This is a genomic window from Bradyrhizobium sp. Arg237L, from assembly GCF_029990105.1.
Lineage (GTDB): Bacteria > Pseudomonadota > Alphaproteobacteria > Rhizobiales > Xanthobacteraceae > Bradyrhizobium.
The window spans coordinates 14,435-30,818 of the sequence record NZ_JAQMIL010000099.1 but is presented as its reverse complement, the minus strand read 5'-3'; the positions used below and the strand labels follow the sequence as shown (position 1 = coordinate 30,818).

11 protein-coding genes and 4 pseudogenes are annotated in these 16,384 nt (G+C 60.5%); 3 read left to right on the top strand and 12 right to left on the bottom strand.

Annotation, left to right across the window (positions count from 1 at the left end; genetic code table 11):
* Nucleotides 1-803: 803 nt before the first annotated feature.
* The gene (locus OZ411_RS38910; protein ID WP_282532184.1) at nt 804-5,648 is read left to right on the top strand and encodes an ATP-binding sensor histidine kinase; all 4,845 of its coding nucleotides are present in this window, start codon (nt 804-806) and stop codon (nt 5,646-5,648) included.
* A gap of 317 nt (nt 5,649-5,965) precedes the next feature.
* Here OZ411_RS38910 and OZ411_RS38905 read toward each other — a convergent pair whose 3' ends face one another.
* From OZ411_RS38905 to OZ411_RS38895, 3 genes are all read right to left on the bottom strand, one after another.
* A complete protein-coding gene (locus OZ411_RS38905; RefSeq protein ID WP_282532183.1) occupies nt 5,966-6,859 on the bottom strand; it encodes a caspase family protein in 894 nt (297 codons plus the stop codon).
* Nucleotides 6,860-6,969: 110 nt separating this feature from the next.
* Entirely contained in the window at nt 6,970-7,329 is a 360-nt protein-coding gene (locus OZ411_RS38900) for a hypothetical protein (RefSeq protein WP_282532182.1), read from the bottom strand.
* 186 nt (nt 7,330-7,515) lie between these two features.
* Complete coding sequence (locus tag OZ411_RS38895) at nt 7,516-7,800, bottom strand: hypothetical protein (RefSeq protein WP_282532181.1); 285 nt, start codon at nt 7,798-7,800, stop codon at nt 7,516-7,518.
* A 435-nt stretch (nt 7,801-8,235) separates the two neighbouring features.
* Between OZ411_RS38895 and OZ411_RS38890 the strand changes: the two are divergent.
* Nucleotides 8,236-8,417, top strand: a pseudogene (locus OZ411_RS38890) (bifunctional O-acetylhomoserine aminocarboxypropyltransferase/cysteine synthase); the annotation flags it as partial.
* A 581-nt stretch (nt 8,418-8,998) separates the two neighbouring features.
* Here the strand turns inward: OZ411_RS38890 and OZ411_RS38885 are convergent.
* Both OZ411_RS38885 and OZ411_RS38880 read right to left on the bottom strand, forming a co-directional pair.
* Nucleotides 8,999-9,213: pseudogene (locus OZ411_RS38885) on the bottom strand (hypothetical protein); the annotation flags it as partial.
* Between the two features lie 5 nt (nt 9,214-9,218).
* Nucleotides 9,219-10,025, bottom strand: a pseudogene (locus tag OZ411_RS38880) (IS5 family transposase); the annotation flags it as partial.
* 73 nt (nt 10,026-10,098) lie between these two features.
* Here OZ411_RS38880 and OZ411_RS38875 point away from each other — a divergent pair.
* Nucleotides 10,099-11,046 (top strand): annotated as a pseudogene (locus tag OZ411_RS38875) (integrase core domain-containing protein).
* Here OZ411_RS38875 and ccoS read toward each other — a convergent pair.
* The 7 genes from ccoS to ccoO are packed head-to-tail and all read right to left on the bottom strand — an operon-like array spanning nt 11,043 to nt 16,382.
* Nucleotides 11,043-11,237 (bottom strand): cbb3-type cytochrome oxidase assembly protein CcoS, encoded by a 195-nt coding sequence (gene ccoS / locus OZ411_RS38870; RefSeq protein ID WP_063985007.1) that lies wholly within the window; start codon nt 11,235-11,237, stop codon nt 11,043-11,045. The pseudogene OZ411_RS38875 and the gene ccoS sit on opposite strands and share 4 nt — an antisense overlap.
* Nucleotides 11,234-13,513 (bottom strand): heavy metal translocating P-type ATPase, encoded by a 2,280-nt coding sequence (locus tag OZ411_RS38865; RefSeq protein WP_282532180.1) that lies wholly within the window; start codon nt 13,511-13,513, stop codon nt 11,234-11,236. The genes ccoS and OZ411_RS38865 overlap by 4 nt, the downstream gene beginning before the upstream one ends.
* 47 nt (nt 13,514-13,560) lie before the next feature.
* On the bottom strand, nt 13,561-14,358 hold the full coding sequence (locus tag OZ411_RS38860; RefSeq protein ID WP_282532179.1) for a DUF2189 domain-containing protein: 798 nt from the start codon (nt 14,356-14,358) through the stop codon (nt 13,561-13,563).
* 5 nt (nt 14,359-14,363) lie between these two features.
* A complete protein-coding gene (locus OZ411_RS38855) occupies nt 14,364-14,609 on the bottom strand; it encodes a hypothetical protein (protein WP_282532178.1) in 246 nt (81 codons plus the stop codon).
* Nucleotides 14,606-15,487 (bottom strand): cytochrome-c oxidase, cbb3-type subunit III, encoded by an 882-nt coding sequence (gene ccoP, locus OZ411_RS38850; RefSeq protein ID WP_282532177.1) that lies wholly within the window; start codon nt 15,485-15,487, stop codon nt 14,606-14,608. Before ccoP ends, OZ411_RS38855 begins: the two co-directional genes overlap by 4 nt.
* Nucleotides 15,478-15,648 (bottom strand): CcoQ/FixQ family Cbb3-type cytochrome c oxidase assembly chaperone, encoded by a 171-nt coding sequence (locus OZ411_RS38845; protein WP_028164533.1) that lies wholly within the window; start codon nt 15,646-15,648, stop codon nt 15,478-15,480. The genes ccoP and OZ411_RS38845 overlap by 10 nt, the downstream gene beginning before the upstream one ends.
* 2 nt (nt 15,649-15,650) lie before the next feature.
* The gene (ccoO, locus tag OZ411_RS38840) at nt 15,651-16,382 is read right to left on the bottom strand and encodes a cytochrome-c oxidase, cbb3-type subunit II (protein WP_282532176.1); all 732 of its coding nucleotides are present in this window, start codon (nt 16,380-16,382) and stop codon (nt 15,651-15,653) included.
* Nucleotides 16,383-16,384: the final 2 nt, after the last annotated feature.

Genomic DNA, 16,384 nt, shown 5'->3' with positions numbered 1-16,384 from the left:
CTTGTTGCTAAGCCACTATCTGTCACGCTGGTTGCCATTTTCAACCTCCTTCGCGCGAGAGACTCAGTAAACGATGGGGCAAGAACTCGGTTCCCTCAAGGGCGACGATAGTTCGGCAGCGAGGCCGTCTTAAGCGAGGCGCGCTATCTGCACGGTCGGCGGCAGAACCATTTGGCCCGATTGTCAAGAGGACGCTTCAGACTACGCCGGAAGACTCTATCATGCGGGACCTCTTCAAGTCCTAAGAGACGGGCTTCGCGGAGACTGGCCGCCACATTTCCGATAGCGGGACTATGGGCCGGATGATGGGGGCGACCGAGGACGAGGGATAGCGCGTGACGTGGACGGAGCGTGAGAGATCGCGGGAGTAAGCGCACTTCACCGTTTTTGGAGCGCTAAACCAGGTAGGTTTGCCAATTGCAGATTCAACAAGTTGCGGGAGGCGGCGCTGAGGGGATGCCGGAACATGGCCGAAAAGCCACAATCCAAGTAGCGGACTTCTCGAGACTTGGCTTGGCTTTATGAGCAAACGTCCCGCTGGAGGTTAATCCGTCTGCCTTGGGCACATCTGCGCAGAGGCTTGGCGGAAGCCAACGCACCTGCCTGGTGAGCAGGAGTGCCGCGGCGGGAGAATCCTGTTGATGAAGAGACCTGTTTGTCAGTTCGTTAGAAAGTTTCAGTTCGTTAGAACGATTGAACCAACTCTACGGCCGGTGCGGCCATTGGGATTTCGTTCCTGTTGACATCTTTCTAGCGTCCTGTCCAGATGAATACACCGAGGTCGTGATGCCGTGGCGACAAGAATGTCACCTATCCCGGGGCTCTCGGGGTACGTGCTGGTGCCCCTGCGGGAAAGCGCGGACTTTATCCTTTACCGCGGCCGAAAGCACGACGATCCCTCGCCAGTCCTGGCGATCGCACTCTTTGAACAGCCGTCGCCTCAGAGTATCAGGCGGCTCATGCACGAATACTCGCTCGCAGCCGAACTCGATCCCGCGTGGGCTGCCAAGCCGCTGGCCATTACTCGTCACGACGGGCGGACGATCCTCTTACTCAAGGACCCTGGCGGTCAGCCGCTGGATCGGATTCTTGAGCGTGACCAGGGGCAACCGCTCGACCTGACGCGCTTCCTTAGCACCGCCATTGGATTGGCAAGGACACTCGGTCAAGTCCATCAGCAGGGCCTCATACATAAGGATATCAAGCCCGCGAATGTCCTCGTCGACGACTCCGGCAACGCATGGCTCACCGGATTCGGGATTGCGTCCCGACTTCCGCGCGAGCGCCAGTCGCCCGAACCTCCCGAGTTCATCGCGGGAACGCTCGCCTACATGGCACCCGAGCAGACGGGACGAATGAACCGTTCGACCGATTCTCGGAGCGACCTTTACTCGCTTGGAGTGACGTTTTACGAAATGCTGACCGGCAGTCTTCCATTCACGGCCTCCGAGCCGATGGAATGGGTGCACTGTCACATCGCGAAACAACCAGCCGCACCCAGTGAGCGGGTGGGAACCGTGCCGGCCTCGGTCTCCGCGATCACGATGAAGTTGCTCTCCAAGACGGCGGAGGAGAGGTATCAGACAGCGGTGGGAGTTGAAAGCGATCTTCGGCGCTGCCTGTCCCAATGGGAGTCCCAGGGGTGGGTCGATGACATCACTCCTGGCGCTCGCGACACCCCGGATCGCCTCATGATCCCCGAGAAACTGTACGGGAGGGACCGCGAGGTTGACACTCTGCTCACCGCCTTCGACCGCATTGTTGGCGGTGGCCGAGCGGAACTGGTGCTGGTCTCCGGATACTCCGGCATCGGCAAATCCGCAGTCGTCAATGAGCTCCACAAACCACTCGTGCCGCCACGCGGCTTGTTTGCGTCGGGCAAATCCGACCAGTACAAGCGCGACATTCCGCATGCCTCGCTGGCCCAGGCGTTTCAGAGCCTTATCCGGCGGCTCCTCAGCCAGAACGAGGAAGACCTGCGCAAATGGCGGGATGCACTTCGCGAGGCGCTGGGTCCGAACGGACTGCTCCTCGTCGATCTCGTTCCGGAATTGAGGCACGTCATTGGCGAGCAGCCGCCAGTGCCCGAATTGCCGCCGCAGCAGGCGCAGAGACGTTTTCAGATCGTATTTCGACGGTTCATCGGCGTATTTGCGCGACCTGAACATCCGCTCGCGCTCTTCCTCGACGACATGCAATGGCTGGATGTCGCCACACTCGACCTCCTCGAAGATCTGTTGACCCGCAACGATTTGCAGCACTTACTGCTCATTGGTGCGTATCGGGACAACGAAGTCAATGCCACCCACCCGCTGGTACGTAAGCTAGAAGCGATCCGTCAGGCCGGAGCGGCAGTGCAGGACATCGTTCTCACACCACTCAGTCGCGACGATCTAGGTAAACTGCTTGTGGACTCCCTTTACTGCCAACTGGAGCGCGCCGCCCCACTGGCAGACTTGATTCACGAAAAGACCACGGGCAACCCGTTCTTCGCAATCCAGTTCATTTCTACTCTGGCGGACGATCGCCTGCTGACATTCGATTACCGCGCGCGGCGTTGGGTATGGGACCTGCTCCGCATTCGTGCCAAAGGCTTCACGGACAATGTTGTAGAGCTGATGGTCGAGAAGTTGAAGCGCCTTCCGCCAGAAACCCAGAAGGTACTCCAGCAGTTCGCCTGCATGGGCAACAGTGCAGAGTTTGAGATGCTCCGGATTGGGTATCAGGGCTCGGTCGAGGACATGCACGACCACCTCTGGGAAGCCGTGCGATCGGGCCTCATCTTCCGTGCGGACAATTCCTACGGCTTCTTGCACGACCGCGTGCAGGAAGCCGCCTACTCGCTGATCCCGAAGGAGCTGCGTGCCGAGGCTCACCTGCGCATCGGAATGCTCCTCGCCGAGCACACGCCCGCTGAAAAACGTGAGGAGGCGATATTTGAGATCGTCAATCAACTCAACCGGGGCTCCCAGCTCATCACCTCTGTCGAGGATCGCGAGCGCGTCGCAGAACTGAATCTGATCGCAGGCCGGCGCGCGAAACTCTCGACAGCATACGACTCGGCTCTCAAGTATCTCAGGGCCGGCAGAGCCCTTCTTGCAGAAGAGACTTGGGAACGTAATCACCAGCTCATCTTCTCGATCGAGTATCTGACAGCCGAGTGCGAGCTGCTAACCGTCACGGTTTGCCTCGCCGCCGGGGATCCACTCGCGGAAGTGCAAAAGGCATGCGAGAACGGCCTGGCATCTGCTAGGCGGGTGCGTTTCGGCCTGGTCATCGAACGCTGCGGAGCACAACTCGGTTTGATCCTCACCTTGCGCGGGCTGACTGCGACGTTCGGGTGCCTGGATCATGAGGGATACAGCGAACTCGATACCGAACGCCGCTTGGCCAACAGTCCCGATCTGGTGCTCGCCGAGTTCTATTACTGGACGCGAAAGCTGCAGGCGCACTTTTTCGCCGGAGACCTTGCGTCGGCGGTCGACGCCTCGCTGCACGCGGAACCGCTGCTTTGGACGTCGACGGCAATGTTCGAGTCAGCGGAATATCGACTCTATGGCGCGCTGGCGCATGCGGCGGTCTGGGATCACGCCACACCGGAGCAGAGACCGAGGCATTTCGATTCTTTGCTGGACCACCACCGGCAGCTCCAAGTGTGGGCGGAGGTCAACCCCGAAACCTTCGAAGACCGCGCTGCCTTGGTCGGCGCCGAGATCGCCCGCATTGAGGGCCGGGTATTGAACGCTCAGGAGCTGTACGAGAAGGCCATCCGCGAGGCTCACAAATACGGGTTCGTGCACAACCAGGCGATTGCCAACGAGATTGCCGGGCGCTTCTACGCAGAGCGCGGTTACGAGAAGATCGCGGCGACCTATTTGCGAGCCGCGCGGGCCTGCTACCTGCGCTGGGGAGCCGACGGAAAGGTTCGCCAACTCGAGGAGCTTTATCCGCACCTCAAAGTGGACAAGTCGATCCCGGATTCCACGGCGACGATAGTGACACCCATCGAGCGGCTCGATTTAGCTACCGTAATCAAAGTCTCGGAAGCAGTGTCAGGCGAGATCGTGTTCGAGAAGTTAATCAACACGCTCATGAGTTCGGCAATCGAACACGCAGGCGCCGATCGAGGTCTCTTGATTCTTCCGCGAGGCGGCAAATATCAAATTGAAGCAGAGGCCACAGCCAGCAGTGACAACGTGAACGTGGTCCTGAAACAGGCACGCGTCACGGCCGCAGATCTACCGAAGTCTGTGTTTCACTACGTCCTTCGGACAAAAGAAAGCGTTCTCCTGCACGATGCGTCCAGTCAGAGCTCGTTTTCAGCGGATGGCTATATTCGCGACCACCGCTCACGGTCAGTGCTCTGCCTGCCGATACTTAAGCAGACCAGGTTGATTGGGATGCTGTACTTGGAGAACAACCTTACGATTGGCGCGTTTACTCCTGCTCGAAGGGTGGTCCTCACACTGCTCGCTTCCCAGGCGGCTATCTCAATAGAGAACGCCAGCCTGTACCGCGATCTAGCTGAGCGGGAGGCCAGGATCCGACGGCTAGTGGATGCCAACATCATCGGCATCTTCGTCTGGGATCCTGACGGCCGGATCATCGATGCCAACGAAGCTTTTCTCCGCATCGTCGGATACGGCCGCGACGATCTCGTCTCCGGTCGACTGCGCTGGCGGGATCTGACGCCCGCCGAATGGCGCGATGCCGACGACCGACGTGTGGCGGATCTGGAGGCGACCGGAACCGCGCACCCCTATGAGAAGGAGTACTTCCTGAAAAGCGGCGGCCGCGTGCCGGTGCTGGTCGGGGCAGCGACGTTCGGCGGGCGACACGACCAGGGCGTGGCCTTCGTGGTCGACTTAACCGAGCGCAAGCGGGCGGAGAAGGAAATTCGCGAAAGCGAGCGGCGTTACAGCGAGGTGCAGATGGAGCTCGTGCACGCGAATCGAGTCGCAACAATGGGGCAGCTCTCGGCTTCGATTGCCCATGAAGTCAACCAGCCGATCGGGGCGACGCTCAACAATGCCTCTGCGGCGTTGCACTGGCTGAGCAAAGAACCGGCGGATCTGGAGAAAGCTCGGCAGGCTCTCAACCGGATCTTTGCAAACGGCAATCGCGTCAGCGAGGTCATCGGCCGCATGCACGCGCTTTTCAAAAAAGCACCTCTCCGGAAAGAAGACGTGGATATCAACGGAGCAATCCTCGAGGTCATCGACCTGACCCGTGGCGAAGTCGTGAAGAATGGCATTTCGGTGCAGTCACACCTCGTGGAGGGCTTGCCGCTCATTCAGGGAGATCGGGTCCAGCTGCAACAAGTGATCATGAACCTGATCATCAACGCTGTTGAAGCATTAAGCTCGGTCAGCGAGCGGTCGCGAGAGTTGGTGATCACCACTGGTAAGGTCGAGCCGGACCGCGTGCTCGTCGTAGTGCGGGATTCGGGTCCGGGTCTGAGTTCACCGGGTCTCGAGCGCATCTTTGGGGCCTTCTATACGACAAAGCCCGGCGGCTTGGGGATGGGTCTATCGATCTGCCGCTCCATCATTGAAGCGCATGGGGGACGACTGTGGGCCACCGCCGCCCAACCTCAGGGCGCGACTTTTCAATTCACCCTGCCTGCACAGTCAAATCAGGCAGCGTGAATTGAACATCCTGCAGCGAGCCATGTGTGGACGGCTCCGGGTTGGCGAGGAGAATCTTCACTTTGCAGCATTGGTTGGAGAGATTGCACCGGAGACCCGGTGTGACGTAACGGTTGGGAGGGCGAATAGCACTTAATGCAGTGCCGGTCGATCCGGCGATCAGGACAACCCACTTGGGCCATGGCATCTTCGAATGCGTGCTGTTGACCGGGACCTGATCCGCGGAGGGCATTATGGCCAGCGGTCATGAGTACCGCGCAAACGGGCGGGGGCGCTGCCATGGGAAGTCGGCAGCCTTGACCTTCTATCTTTGGAGGTCAGCAGAAATCCGTTTGATCACCCGCGGCGGCCGCTAGGTGCAGAGCCAACGGAGAACACGGGAGCGCCGCTCCGTGCCCGCCAAACGTTACACTCTCGGTTAGCGTAGATGAAACAGCTGGAATCTGTTGGCCCTGAGTAGCAGCCGCCACCGCGCTTCGGGTGTTGTTGAAGACCTCGTCGATCCTCTTCGAAGAATTCATCTGCGTAAGAAGAGCGGTCATCAGCTGACTATGTAGTTCATCCGATTCTTCGACGACTTGGCCAGGAGCTGCTGAGCTCAGGATGAGCGTGCTCTCACTCGTTTGAATGGGTGCAAGTCCGTGTGAGTAAGTCCTGAAACGTCGTTCATAGGGGTTGCGGCGTGAGGCTTCGATGACTACGAGCCGGACGCGTGCTCCTGAAGTCTTGAGTTTCGAAAGGAGGAGGTCAATGCTCACACCTTGTCGACGAACATCCTCTTCATACCAGATCTTCGCATCGACTGGGATTAAATAATTTTGACCGTCAGACTGAACGCCGTAACCTCCAAAATAGATTAGCACAATCGAGTTCAAATGTACTCTTGCCCTTAGATCATCGATTGCGCGGGTCATGTCGCGGCGAGTCGCATTGTCAACGGCGTCCACCAGGAAGCCGTCCTTGCGAAGAGCATCTGTCAAACCTTCCGCATCGCGTGTCATTTGGGCAAGAGGAGAGTCGGCATCGGGATAGTTTGAATTGCCAATCACCAGAGCTAGCCGATTAATATCGAGTTGTGCGGATTCACCCAACGAGCTGGGCGCGCTCATGGGTTGGCCATGAGCCTTCTCCAGCCACATTGTCTTGCCGAGGCCGGCCGAGAGCAGGCTGAGCAGGACTGCAACGCCGGCTAGTATTCTGGGAACCGTCATCTCATTATGACCTCCAGTTCACCGAGGAACCGCTCTTCTCCGTATGATGGCTTGGCCCTGCCAGCATTCGCGTCACAGTCGCACCCGGTCGCGTGCCGCCGTTGCGTCCTTCAATTGCGTCGCGCCGTCCAGTAGCCCCAGCATCGCGCCGTTCCTGAGTGGCCGTTCCAGGTCCCCTGGCCGGACGTTGCGAACAATTTGCCCGCACCCGAGGCATATTTATCCCGGACCGTCACCGAAGCGCGAACGGCGCCGGATTTTGCGACGTAACCTCGAAATCTCACGAGATTGGGATGCGTGACAATTCCGTTGGTCACATCGACAGTAAAGCTGTAACTGGAATCGCAGGTTCCTCTTTGCGTCACGAAGACGAGGTCCCAGGAGCCGTCGTAGGCCGAGCGCCCGTATGCTGCCGGTGCAAAGACAATGAAGCCGCTCGCTGCCGCGATCAGAAGGGAACGCTTTGTCATGATAGTTCTCCTAACTAGTTGAAGCGGACATCAACCGGGTGACGCCTCCTGCCGAATCCGTCGACAATGACCCAAGAGCGACGTGCGCATGACCAAGGAACGCTAAAATCTCTCAAATACATGTTAGCTAGCGGCGGCTCGAACGAGCCGCACGCTGCCAAGCTTTGGCATCACCACCAGCCGTAATCACCACCAGCCGTAAGAGAAGCCGGGATAGTAATAGGTTGGATAGCTCCAATATGAATTATAGGTCGGATAGCCCCAGTACGAATTATAGGTGGGATAACCCCAGTACGAAGGGTAGGGATGAGCCCGCCGCACCCGATAGCGCACGTCCGCCGTCACGGCTGGTACCGCCGCCTTGATCGACGTGGCATTGATCGGCGCAGCAGACGATTTGGCCGTGGCAGCTACCGCGATAGGAACAGCAATTGCGAGCGCAATCGCGAGGCTGCGGACTTGAATCTTCATGGTAACTCCTGTTGGGTAACAATGACTATCCACCACCGGACGAGAATGACCTCGCAACGCTGGCGAGGGAAATCACCTATCGCCATGGAGTCGATAGACGATCGTTATTGCCGCTCGGCGCGCCACGTGATGCCGCAGCGACGAATGCAACCAGCCGCATCCGCAGAGAATTCTAAGCCTGTTGCCGCCCCTGGAGTGAAGCGGCTGGTGAAATTCGAAACGCCCGCTCGCCCACATTCGGCCTGTCCCGCCAAGCGGCGGCAGAAGCTCCGTCGATGCGTCGGCTCCGTCTACGCCGAGCGAGGCAAGCGGAGCGATGAGTAGAAAATATAGCCAGTGCCACGCCGTGACCTGGTCGCGACGGGTCGCTTGAAGGTGACGCCGCGCTACCCTTCACAAAACCCGAATTAGAACCTCGATTGCCAGGCTCACAGCGGCAATTTCGATTGGGAGGCGCACGGTTCGCGTCAACTCAGCTCAAACACGCCTGGCCTCAACTATCACAGTGCCGTTTGGACACAAGCCGCGGTCCAATCGCCTATATCCTTAAAGCGCGTATGACATTGCTGCGTGATCTAGGGCCGGCGATCAGCCCCTTGAACGCGTTTCTGGTGCTCTAAGGGTTTGAGACGCTGTCCAAGACACGAACCGCTTGCTGTGAAAATGGACCTGCAACACATTGCAGCTGCCCAAACGTAACGGCCCGCGACGTAACACACTGTGACGGCGTGACACCGTAACGCGATCCCGCTGATCCCCAGGCTGCGACGATTGCCTACGGCAAGCAGACCCGCTTCTGCGCCTGCTGCAAGGCGCGAACTGATTGATCCTGAGAGCATTGCGACCGGCCATGCCCGAAGAAGTGGGGGATAGTGATGAAGGACCCGTACTTCAGAGTAAACCAATCTCGGCCGCACGGTCGCGGTCAACCTGCTTTCGCCGGATAACCGCTATCTCATTGGCGCAAGCGAGAAACTCGCTGGTCCCCGCGCGCGTTCCAATACTTCTCACAGAAGGCACGATCTTCTTCTGCTATCGCGAGATCAAGTTCAGTCTTGCGCACTTTTGCGCACGGCTGGTCCGGCGATGAAGGCCACGTACAGACCCACGCCAATAGCGCGGCAAAAAACAATAAGTACGCAAGGCTTGAATGTCTTTCGCGTTCGTCACGATAGGAGAGGTGGTGCTAGCTTTGGTGCCATGAGAACTCCGCGCAGGCCGAACCGTCTTGCGCACCATAGCGGACATCGAGGAAGCCCTTCAGCGCACCGAAGGCAATCTCACCGTCGGACTTACCTTGAAGGAGAGATGCGCCTGCTCGACGAGATCGAGGAAGTCGCGGTCCCAGCTGTCCATTTCGACGATGCGCCAGCGGCCGGCAAAGGCCTTGGCGAAGCCGGGCACCTTGGCCAGCAGGCGACCTGCGCTATCAGCTTGGGCAGCCGAACCAGATTGTAGGCGGCCCCAGCGAAGGTAAAAGCCCACCCGATGCGCTCACGGCCACGGAACCTGGTCTTCTCTTGCCCGGCGACTGTCTTGATCCAGCCGAATGCCTCCTCAATGCGCTTGCGGATACGCTGGCTGACGGCATAGCCGTCGTGCCGGGTCGTTCTCCCGTCGATCGCAGAGCTACGGCCGCTGGTGTTCTGCGCAACATGCGGCGTCACGTTCATCGAGCGCAGCTCGTTGATGAAGTCCTCGGCATCGTAGGCTTTGTCGGCGCCAATCGTGATCGCTGTCGGCCGGTCGGCACGAGGCTCGATCATGTGCAGCGCGGCCACGCGTTCGGCATGCCCGTTAGCCTGCGTCAGGCAGGCGTCGACCAGCAGGCCGCGACGGTTCTCCATCAGCCCATGCCCGATGAAGCACAGCTTCGTCTCCTTGCCTTTGCCCTTGCGGTAGAGCCTGGCATCGGGATCAGTGGTTGAAGCATGGGTGTCGTTCGAGCGTTTCTGGCCATGAAAGTCCGCTTCGGCATTGCGCCCGCCCCCTTGCGCTGGCGGCTCGCCAGAGCCGTCCTTCGGCTTGACGCTCTTCATCGAGGCCCAGGCTTCGATCAGCGTGCCGTCGACCGAGAAGTGATCGCTCGACAGAAGCTTCTTCACCTTGGGCTGCGCCAGCACCGCTGCGAGGAACTTGGTCGCGATGTCGCCTTCCAGCAGCCGGTCGCGATTCTTTGAGAACACCGAATGGTCCCAGGCTGCGTCGTCGACGCCAATTCCGAGGGGCGGCAATTAGTTTGTTCAGTCCCGGAGTGTGGGTGAATCAGTGAGACTGATCCCCTATTCGGAAGGTACTATGGGCCAGATACTTCACGGCAGCGCCACGACCACCCACGCGATCCGAGTTGCGATCCAGCGATCGAAAGGTCCGCTCAAAGAGTAGCAGCACGGCATGGCCTGAACCGTGAGACGGTGGCCAAGTGGCGCAAGCGAACGTTCGTGCATGACCGCCCCGATGGGGCCGAAGGTCCCATGCTCGACGGTCCTGTCGCCGGGAGAAGAGGGCATCGTCGTCGCCTTCCGCAAGCACATGTTGTTGCCGCTGGATGATTGTCTCTATGCCTTGCAAGCCACGATCCCGCACCTGACCCGCTCGTTCCTGCATGGGTGCCTCCGGCGGCACGGCATCTGCCGGTTGCCGGAGATCACCGGCGACAAGACCATATCCGATCGGCTACTTCCACATCGACATCGCCGAGGTGAGGACCGAGGAGGGCAGGCTCTATCTCTTCGTCGCCGCGGAGCGGACCTCGAAATGCGCCTTCGCCCGGCTCATGCCGAAGGCGATCGCGCGCGAGGCTCGCGCCTTCCTGGCGGCCTTAGTGGTGCGGCGCCGTATGAGATCCACACCGCGCTCACCGACGACGGCATTCAGTTCGCCGATCTACTGCCCAGAAACCGGCGAGGGACCTACCGCCAGATGGCGTGGCCATCCCTTTGATCGCGCCTGCCGGAGCTATGGCATCGAACATCACCTGAGCCAGCCTAATTTTCCCTCTAACGATGGTCAGGTCGAGCGAATGAACCGCACCCTCAAGGAGGCGACCGTCGGGCGCTATCACTACGAGGATCATCAACAGCTTCGCGATCACCTCGCGGCATTCCTCGATGCCTACAACTTCGCCAAGCGATTGAAGACCTTACAAGGCTTCACACCCTATGAGCGAACAGCCAAGCTTGGACGGACAACCCCGCGCGATTCAGATGCGATCCAATCTACCTCACATCGGGACTGAACAACTAGTTGCGGTGGCTCGGCTTGTCCCCGTGCGCCCGGGCTGTGTCGTCGGGCCCATCGCGGCTTTCGAACAGGATTCGTTCGGCGGCGCCCGCAAGATCGTCATATTGGCCGCTTCGCAGCGACCACATGAACGCGCCGAGCGCTATGGCGCCGAGCGCGAGCGCAACGGGAATCAGGAAGAAGTAATCCGTCATCGGGCTTTCTCCATCGCAAGCGCCTGACTGGAGATATCGCCAGCGGGCGCGCCCGCGCCCGGCTTCTTGCGCGAGCGCCAGCCCTGCAGCCGCAGGGCATTGGCGATCACGAGCAGTGACGAGGTCGACATCGCCACCGCCGCCACCAGCGGTGTCACATGGCCGAGGATCGCGATGGGCACTGCAATGGCATTGTAGCCGATGGCGAGGATGAGATTCTGGCGCACGAGCTGCCGCGCATTGCGCGCAACCGCAATGGCCTGCGGCACGGCGAGAAGACTGTCGTGCAGGAAGACGAGGTCGGCGGCATTGCGTCCGACATCGGCGGCGGTGGCCGGAGCCATGGATGCATGGGCGGCGGCGAGGGCAGGCGCGTCGTTGAGACCGTCGCCGACCATCAGCACGCGCTGTCCTGCTTCCGTCAGATCAACGATGTGTTTGGTTTTGTCCGCGGGGGAGACGCCGGCGCGGTAGGGAAGTCCGAGATCCGATGCAAGATGGCGTACCGGTTCGTCGCGGTCGCCAGACATGATCTCGACGCGGCATTCTTGATTGGACATGGCAAGCACGGCCTCGCGGACATCCTCGCGAAGTTCGCTGTCGAATTGGAAGGTCGCGCGCAGCCGCCCGTTCTCGGAGAGTACAACGCCGGTTGTGCTTGCCTGTTCGGCTGCATCCGTCAGCACCCAGTCCGCCCGGCCGAGCCTGTAGGTCGTCGTGCCGATGGTGGCCCGCATTCCAGCCCCCGGCTGCTCCGAAAGATCGTTCAGCGCCACAGGCGTGACGGCATTGTCACGTCCCGCGGCGACCAGCGCGCGCGAGTAGGGATGACGTGAATGGGCCGCGATCGAAGCGGCAATCGCCAGCGCCGCGAGATCGATGTCATTGCGATTCATGAGCCGCAGCCGATCCATGGTCAGGGTTCCAGTCTTGTCAAAGATTACGGTGTCGATTTTGGCGATGCGCTCCAACGCGCCGCCGTCTTTGACCATGACACCGCTCTCGAACAGATGCCGCGCGGCAACGACCTGCACCATGGGCACGGCAAGGCCGAGCGCGCAGGGGCAGGTGATGATCAGCACCGCGATGGCGATGGTTGCCGCGCGACGCAGGTCGCCTCCCACGATCATCCAGCCGATGAATGTCAGGAGCGCGGTGAGATGCACGACCGGCGCATAAAGCCGCGAGGCGCGGTCCGCGACGCGCCGGTAGACCGAGCGCCCGGCTTCGGCCGCTTCCATCATCCGTACCATTTCGGCGAGGAATGAATCTTTCGCGGCAGCCGTCGCGACGATGGTGAGCGGGCCGGTCAGGTTCAGCGTACCCGCGGACAGCACCGCGCCCGGTGCAATCGGCTGCGGCAGGCTCTCGCCGGACACCAGCGCGCAGTCGATCTCCGATTGTCCTGTTTCGACGCGGGCATTGACCGGCACGCGCTCGCCCGCCGCCAGCAGGATGTGCATATCCGGCTGGATCTCGTTCACCGGTAGATAGGCGTGGGTGCCGTCGTCCTGCACCACGAGCGCGCCGCGCGAGGACAGGCGGGCCAAGCCTCGGACAGCGGTTCGTGCGCGCTCGCGCATCATGTGATCGAGCGTGCGGCCGATCAGCAGGAAGAACACCAGTGAGATTGCCGCGTCGAAATAGGCGTGTGATTCGTGATTGACCGTCTCATAAAGGCTCATGCTAAAGGCAAGCAGCACACCGATGGAAATCGGAACGTCCATATTGGTCTGGCCATGGCGCAACGCGCGCCAAGCGGAAGAAAAGAATACGCGGCCCGAATAGATCAGCGCGGGGAAAGCGATCAGCGCGGAGATCCAGTGAAACATGTCGCGGATCGGGGCTTCCGCGCCGGACCATACCGACACTGACAGCAGCATGATGTTGCTGGCGGCGAAACCTGCCACCGCAAGCGCGCGGATCAATTCTTTCAGTGTCTCGTCGGTCTCGTCCGTGCCCGCATCGTGAAGGTATGCGTCGTAACCGATGTTGTTGAGTGTCTCGATGAACGGCGCGGGCGGTTTGTCCGCCTGCCAGCGGATTGCGACCCGCTTGGAGGAGAGATTGACCCGCGCTTTTTCCACGCCGGGAAGCGCGCCGAGGGCCACTTCGACCTTCTGGATGCAGCAGCCGCAGTGAATGCCCGGCACCGAGAGGTCAGTCTGGCGGACGCCGTCGCCGATGATGCGGCTCGCGAGCAGCACTTCCTCATTCGCGGTGTCGGGATCGGCCATCGCGAGAGCGGCTTCAGCGCTGGGCGCACAACAACTCATCGGCACTCCGTTTCTCCACGTCGCCGGCATTCCGCCGCGGCGGGTCGTTATATTCCGGCTTCGACCGCCACCGCGCGATAGGCGTGCCAGGTGCCGTGCCCGAGCAGGGGAAACACGATGATCAGGCCCAGCATTCCTGTGGCGAGGGAGAGCAGGAACAGTGCAAGCACAATGGCGCTCCAGGTCAGCATCACGGTCAGGTTGTTCCAGACCAGCGCCATACTCGAGCCCATGGCGGTGAGGGCGTCAACGCGCGTGTCGAACATCATGGGAATTGAAAACGCGCTGATGGCAAACGAGAAGGCCGCGAACAGTCCGCCGACGGCGCTGCCGACAATGAGCATCGCCCAGCCAACCGGCGTGGTGAATAGCATCGGTGCGATATACTTGAGGCCGGGAAACGGCACCAGGCCGAAAAACAACGCGTAGATGATCACCGCCGCGCGCATCCATGTGATCATCAAAAGGCACAGCAGGACGCCCACGAACAGAATCTGTCCGCCGCATTGCGGCCTGACGAAGATCATGTTCGCGAGACTGACGGGCAGACCGGCGGCGAGACAGCGACTTTTTTCATATAAGCCAAGTGCGAGGATCGGGCCGACGACCATAAAACCCGCGAATGCGGGAAACAGGATGTAGTCCCAGTCCAAGCGAAACAAACCACCGACGATGGCAACAGACGCGAGAAAGATCAGCAAGCCATAGCAGAGGCTCGTCATCGGCTGCACGGTCACGTCCTGCCAGCCTTTCGCAAGCCATGTGAAGGCATCACCAGGAGCAAGCAAGCGGTGCCAGCGGTTTTTCGTGGGAAGCGGAGGCACGACGGTCGGGATGATGGTCATATCGATCACTCCACCAGTGCTTTGGTTTTTCTAGACGGTTTTGATGAACACGACGACGTCGCTGCGCTGAGGCTATTGGTGCCGTTGCCTTCGCCCTGCTGGAGATGAGCGACGCAGTCCGGCTGAGAGGAGACGGCCACGTAAAGCAGATGCGCATGGGCGGCGGCCAGCACGATAAGCCCGAGGCCGATCGACAGCCAGGCGATGGACTTCGCCTTCCATCCGCCAGGCGATGCTGCCATCCCATTCATTGGTTGGGCATCCTCCGATCGACCAGGTATAGCGCGAGGATCTTGCGATCGAGCGGCGTCAGGCGGCCTTCCCATGATGGCATATGGCCCTGCCGCCCGTTCCATAGTGTGTTCCTGATCGTCTGCACGTCGCCGCCATAGATCCAGAACTTATCAGTCAGGTTCGGTGCGCCCACGTCGCTGTTGCCCTTAGCGTCCTCGCCATGACATGCGGCGCAATTGGCAGCGAAGATCTCCTTGCCAGCGTCCACATCACCGGGCTTTGCGGTCTTCGCGGTGGATGGATCGGAGAGCGAGCGCACGAAGGCCACCACCTTGTCGAAATCGGCTGGCTGGAGGATCTGATCATGGCCGAAAGCCGGCATCTGCGAGGTGCGGCTGTCGGGATGCGGCGAGTTGATGCCGACGCGGATGGTCTCGGCAATGGCGTCCGGATCGCCGCCCCACAGCCATGAGGTAGTGGTCAAGTTCGGGAAGCCGTGGCCACCCTGTGCGTTGAGCCCATGGCACACGGCGCAATTGTCGCCGAACACGGTGCGGCCGGTCTGGCGCACGATGTTCATCAGCGCAGGATCGGCTTGAATCTCCTGAGAGCTTTTGGCCTCGATCTGCCTGGTCCATGCGCTGCGGCCGAGGGCCGCTCGCTTCAGCGAGTCCTGTACGATGTTGCGTTGGTCGAGGCCGAGCAGTCCTTTGGTGTAGCTGACGCCGAGTGGCCACGCGGGCATCAACACACAGTAGCCAACCGAAAAGACAAAAGCGATCAACAGAAAAAAGTACACCGCGCGCGGAACGGGTGTGTTCAATTCCTTGATGCCGTTCCACTCGTGCCCGGTCGTGAGATAACCGGTGTAGTTGTCGCGTTCTTCTACCGCCATGGTCCATCCTCGTTGTGCAGGACCGACTTCGCGGCGCGATCGAACGCCTTTTTGTTCGAGGGCCAATAGGCGTAGACGACGGTGATGATCGAGAGTGCGATCAGATAGAACAATCCGAACGACTTCGAGAACCACACCAGCGTACCGTGTCCGAGATCCATGATCACCTCGCAACGTTCGCGACGGATTTGTGCGCCGCGTCGGTCAGGTGGCCGAGCACCTGGAGATAGGCGACCAGGGCGTCCATCTCGGTGAGTTCGCCAGGCCTGCCGTCGAACGCGCGGACGTTGGTGGCCTTGCCGTAGCGTTGGGAGACGCCATCGGCGTAGGGCGATTCCGGCGCGGCCTGGCTGTAGGCGTCCTTGCTCGCATTCGCGATCATGTCGTCGGTGTAGGGCACGCCGACGGCGCGCTGGGCCTTCAGGTGCGCGCCGAGATCATCGGTGCGCAGCGTCGTTTTCAGCAACCACGAATAGGCGGGCATGACGGAAACGGGAAGCACATCGCGCGGGTTGTTGAGGTGCGCGACGTGCCATTCGTCGGAATACTTGCCGCCAATGCGTGCGAGGTCCGGTCCCGTGCGCTTCGAGCCCCACAGCATCGGATGGTCGTATTTCGATTCAACCGCGAGCGAGTAGGGCCCGTAGCGTTCGACCTCATCGCGCAGGGTGCGGATCATCTGCGAATGACAGGCGTAGCAGCCTTCGCGGATGTAGATGTTGCGGCCCGCCAGTTCGAGCGGCGTGTAGACGCGCATGTCAGGCGCGTCTTCCACCGTCTGGTGGATGGTGAAGAGCGGCGCGATCTCTACGAGGCCGCCGATGCTGGCCACAAGGATGATGCCGAGAGTGAGGCCGATGGCTTTGCGTTCCAGCCGATAGTGCAATCCGAACACGG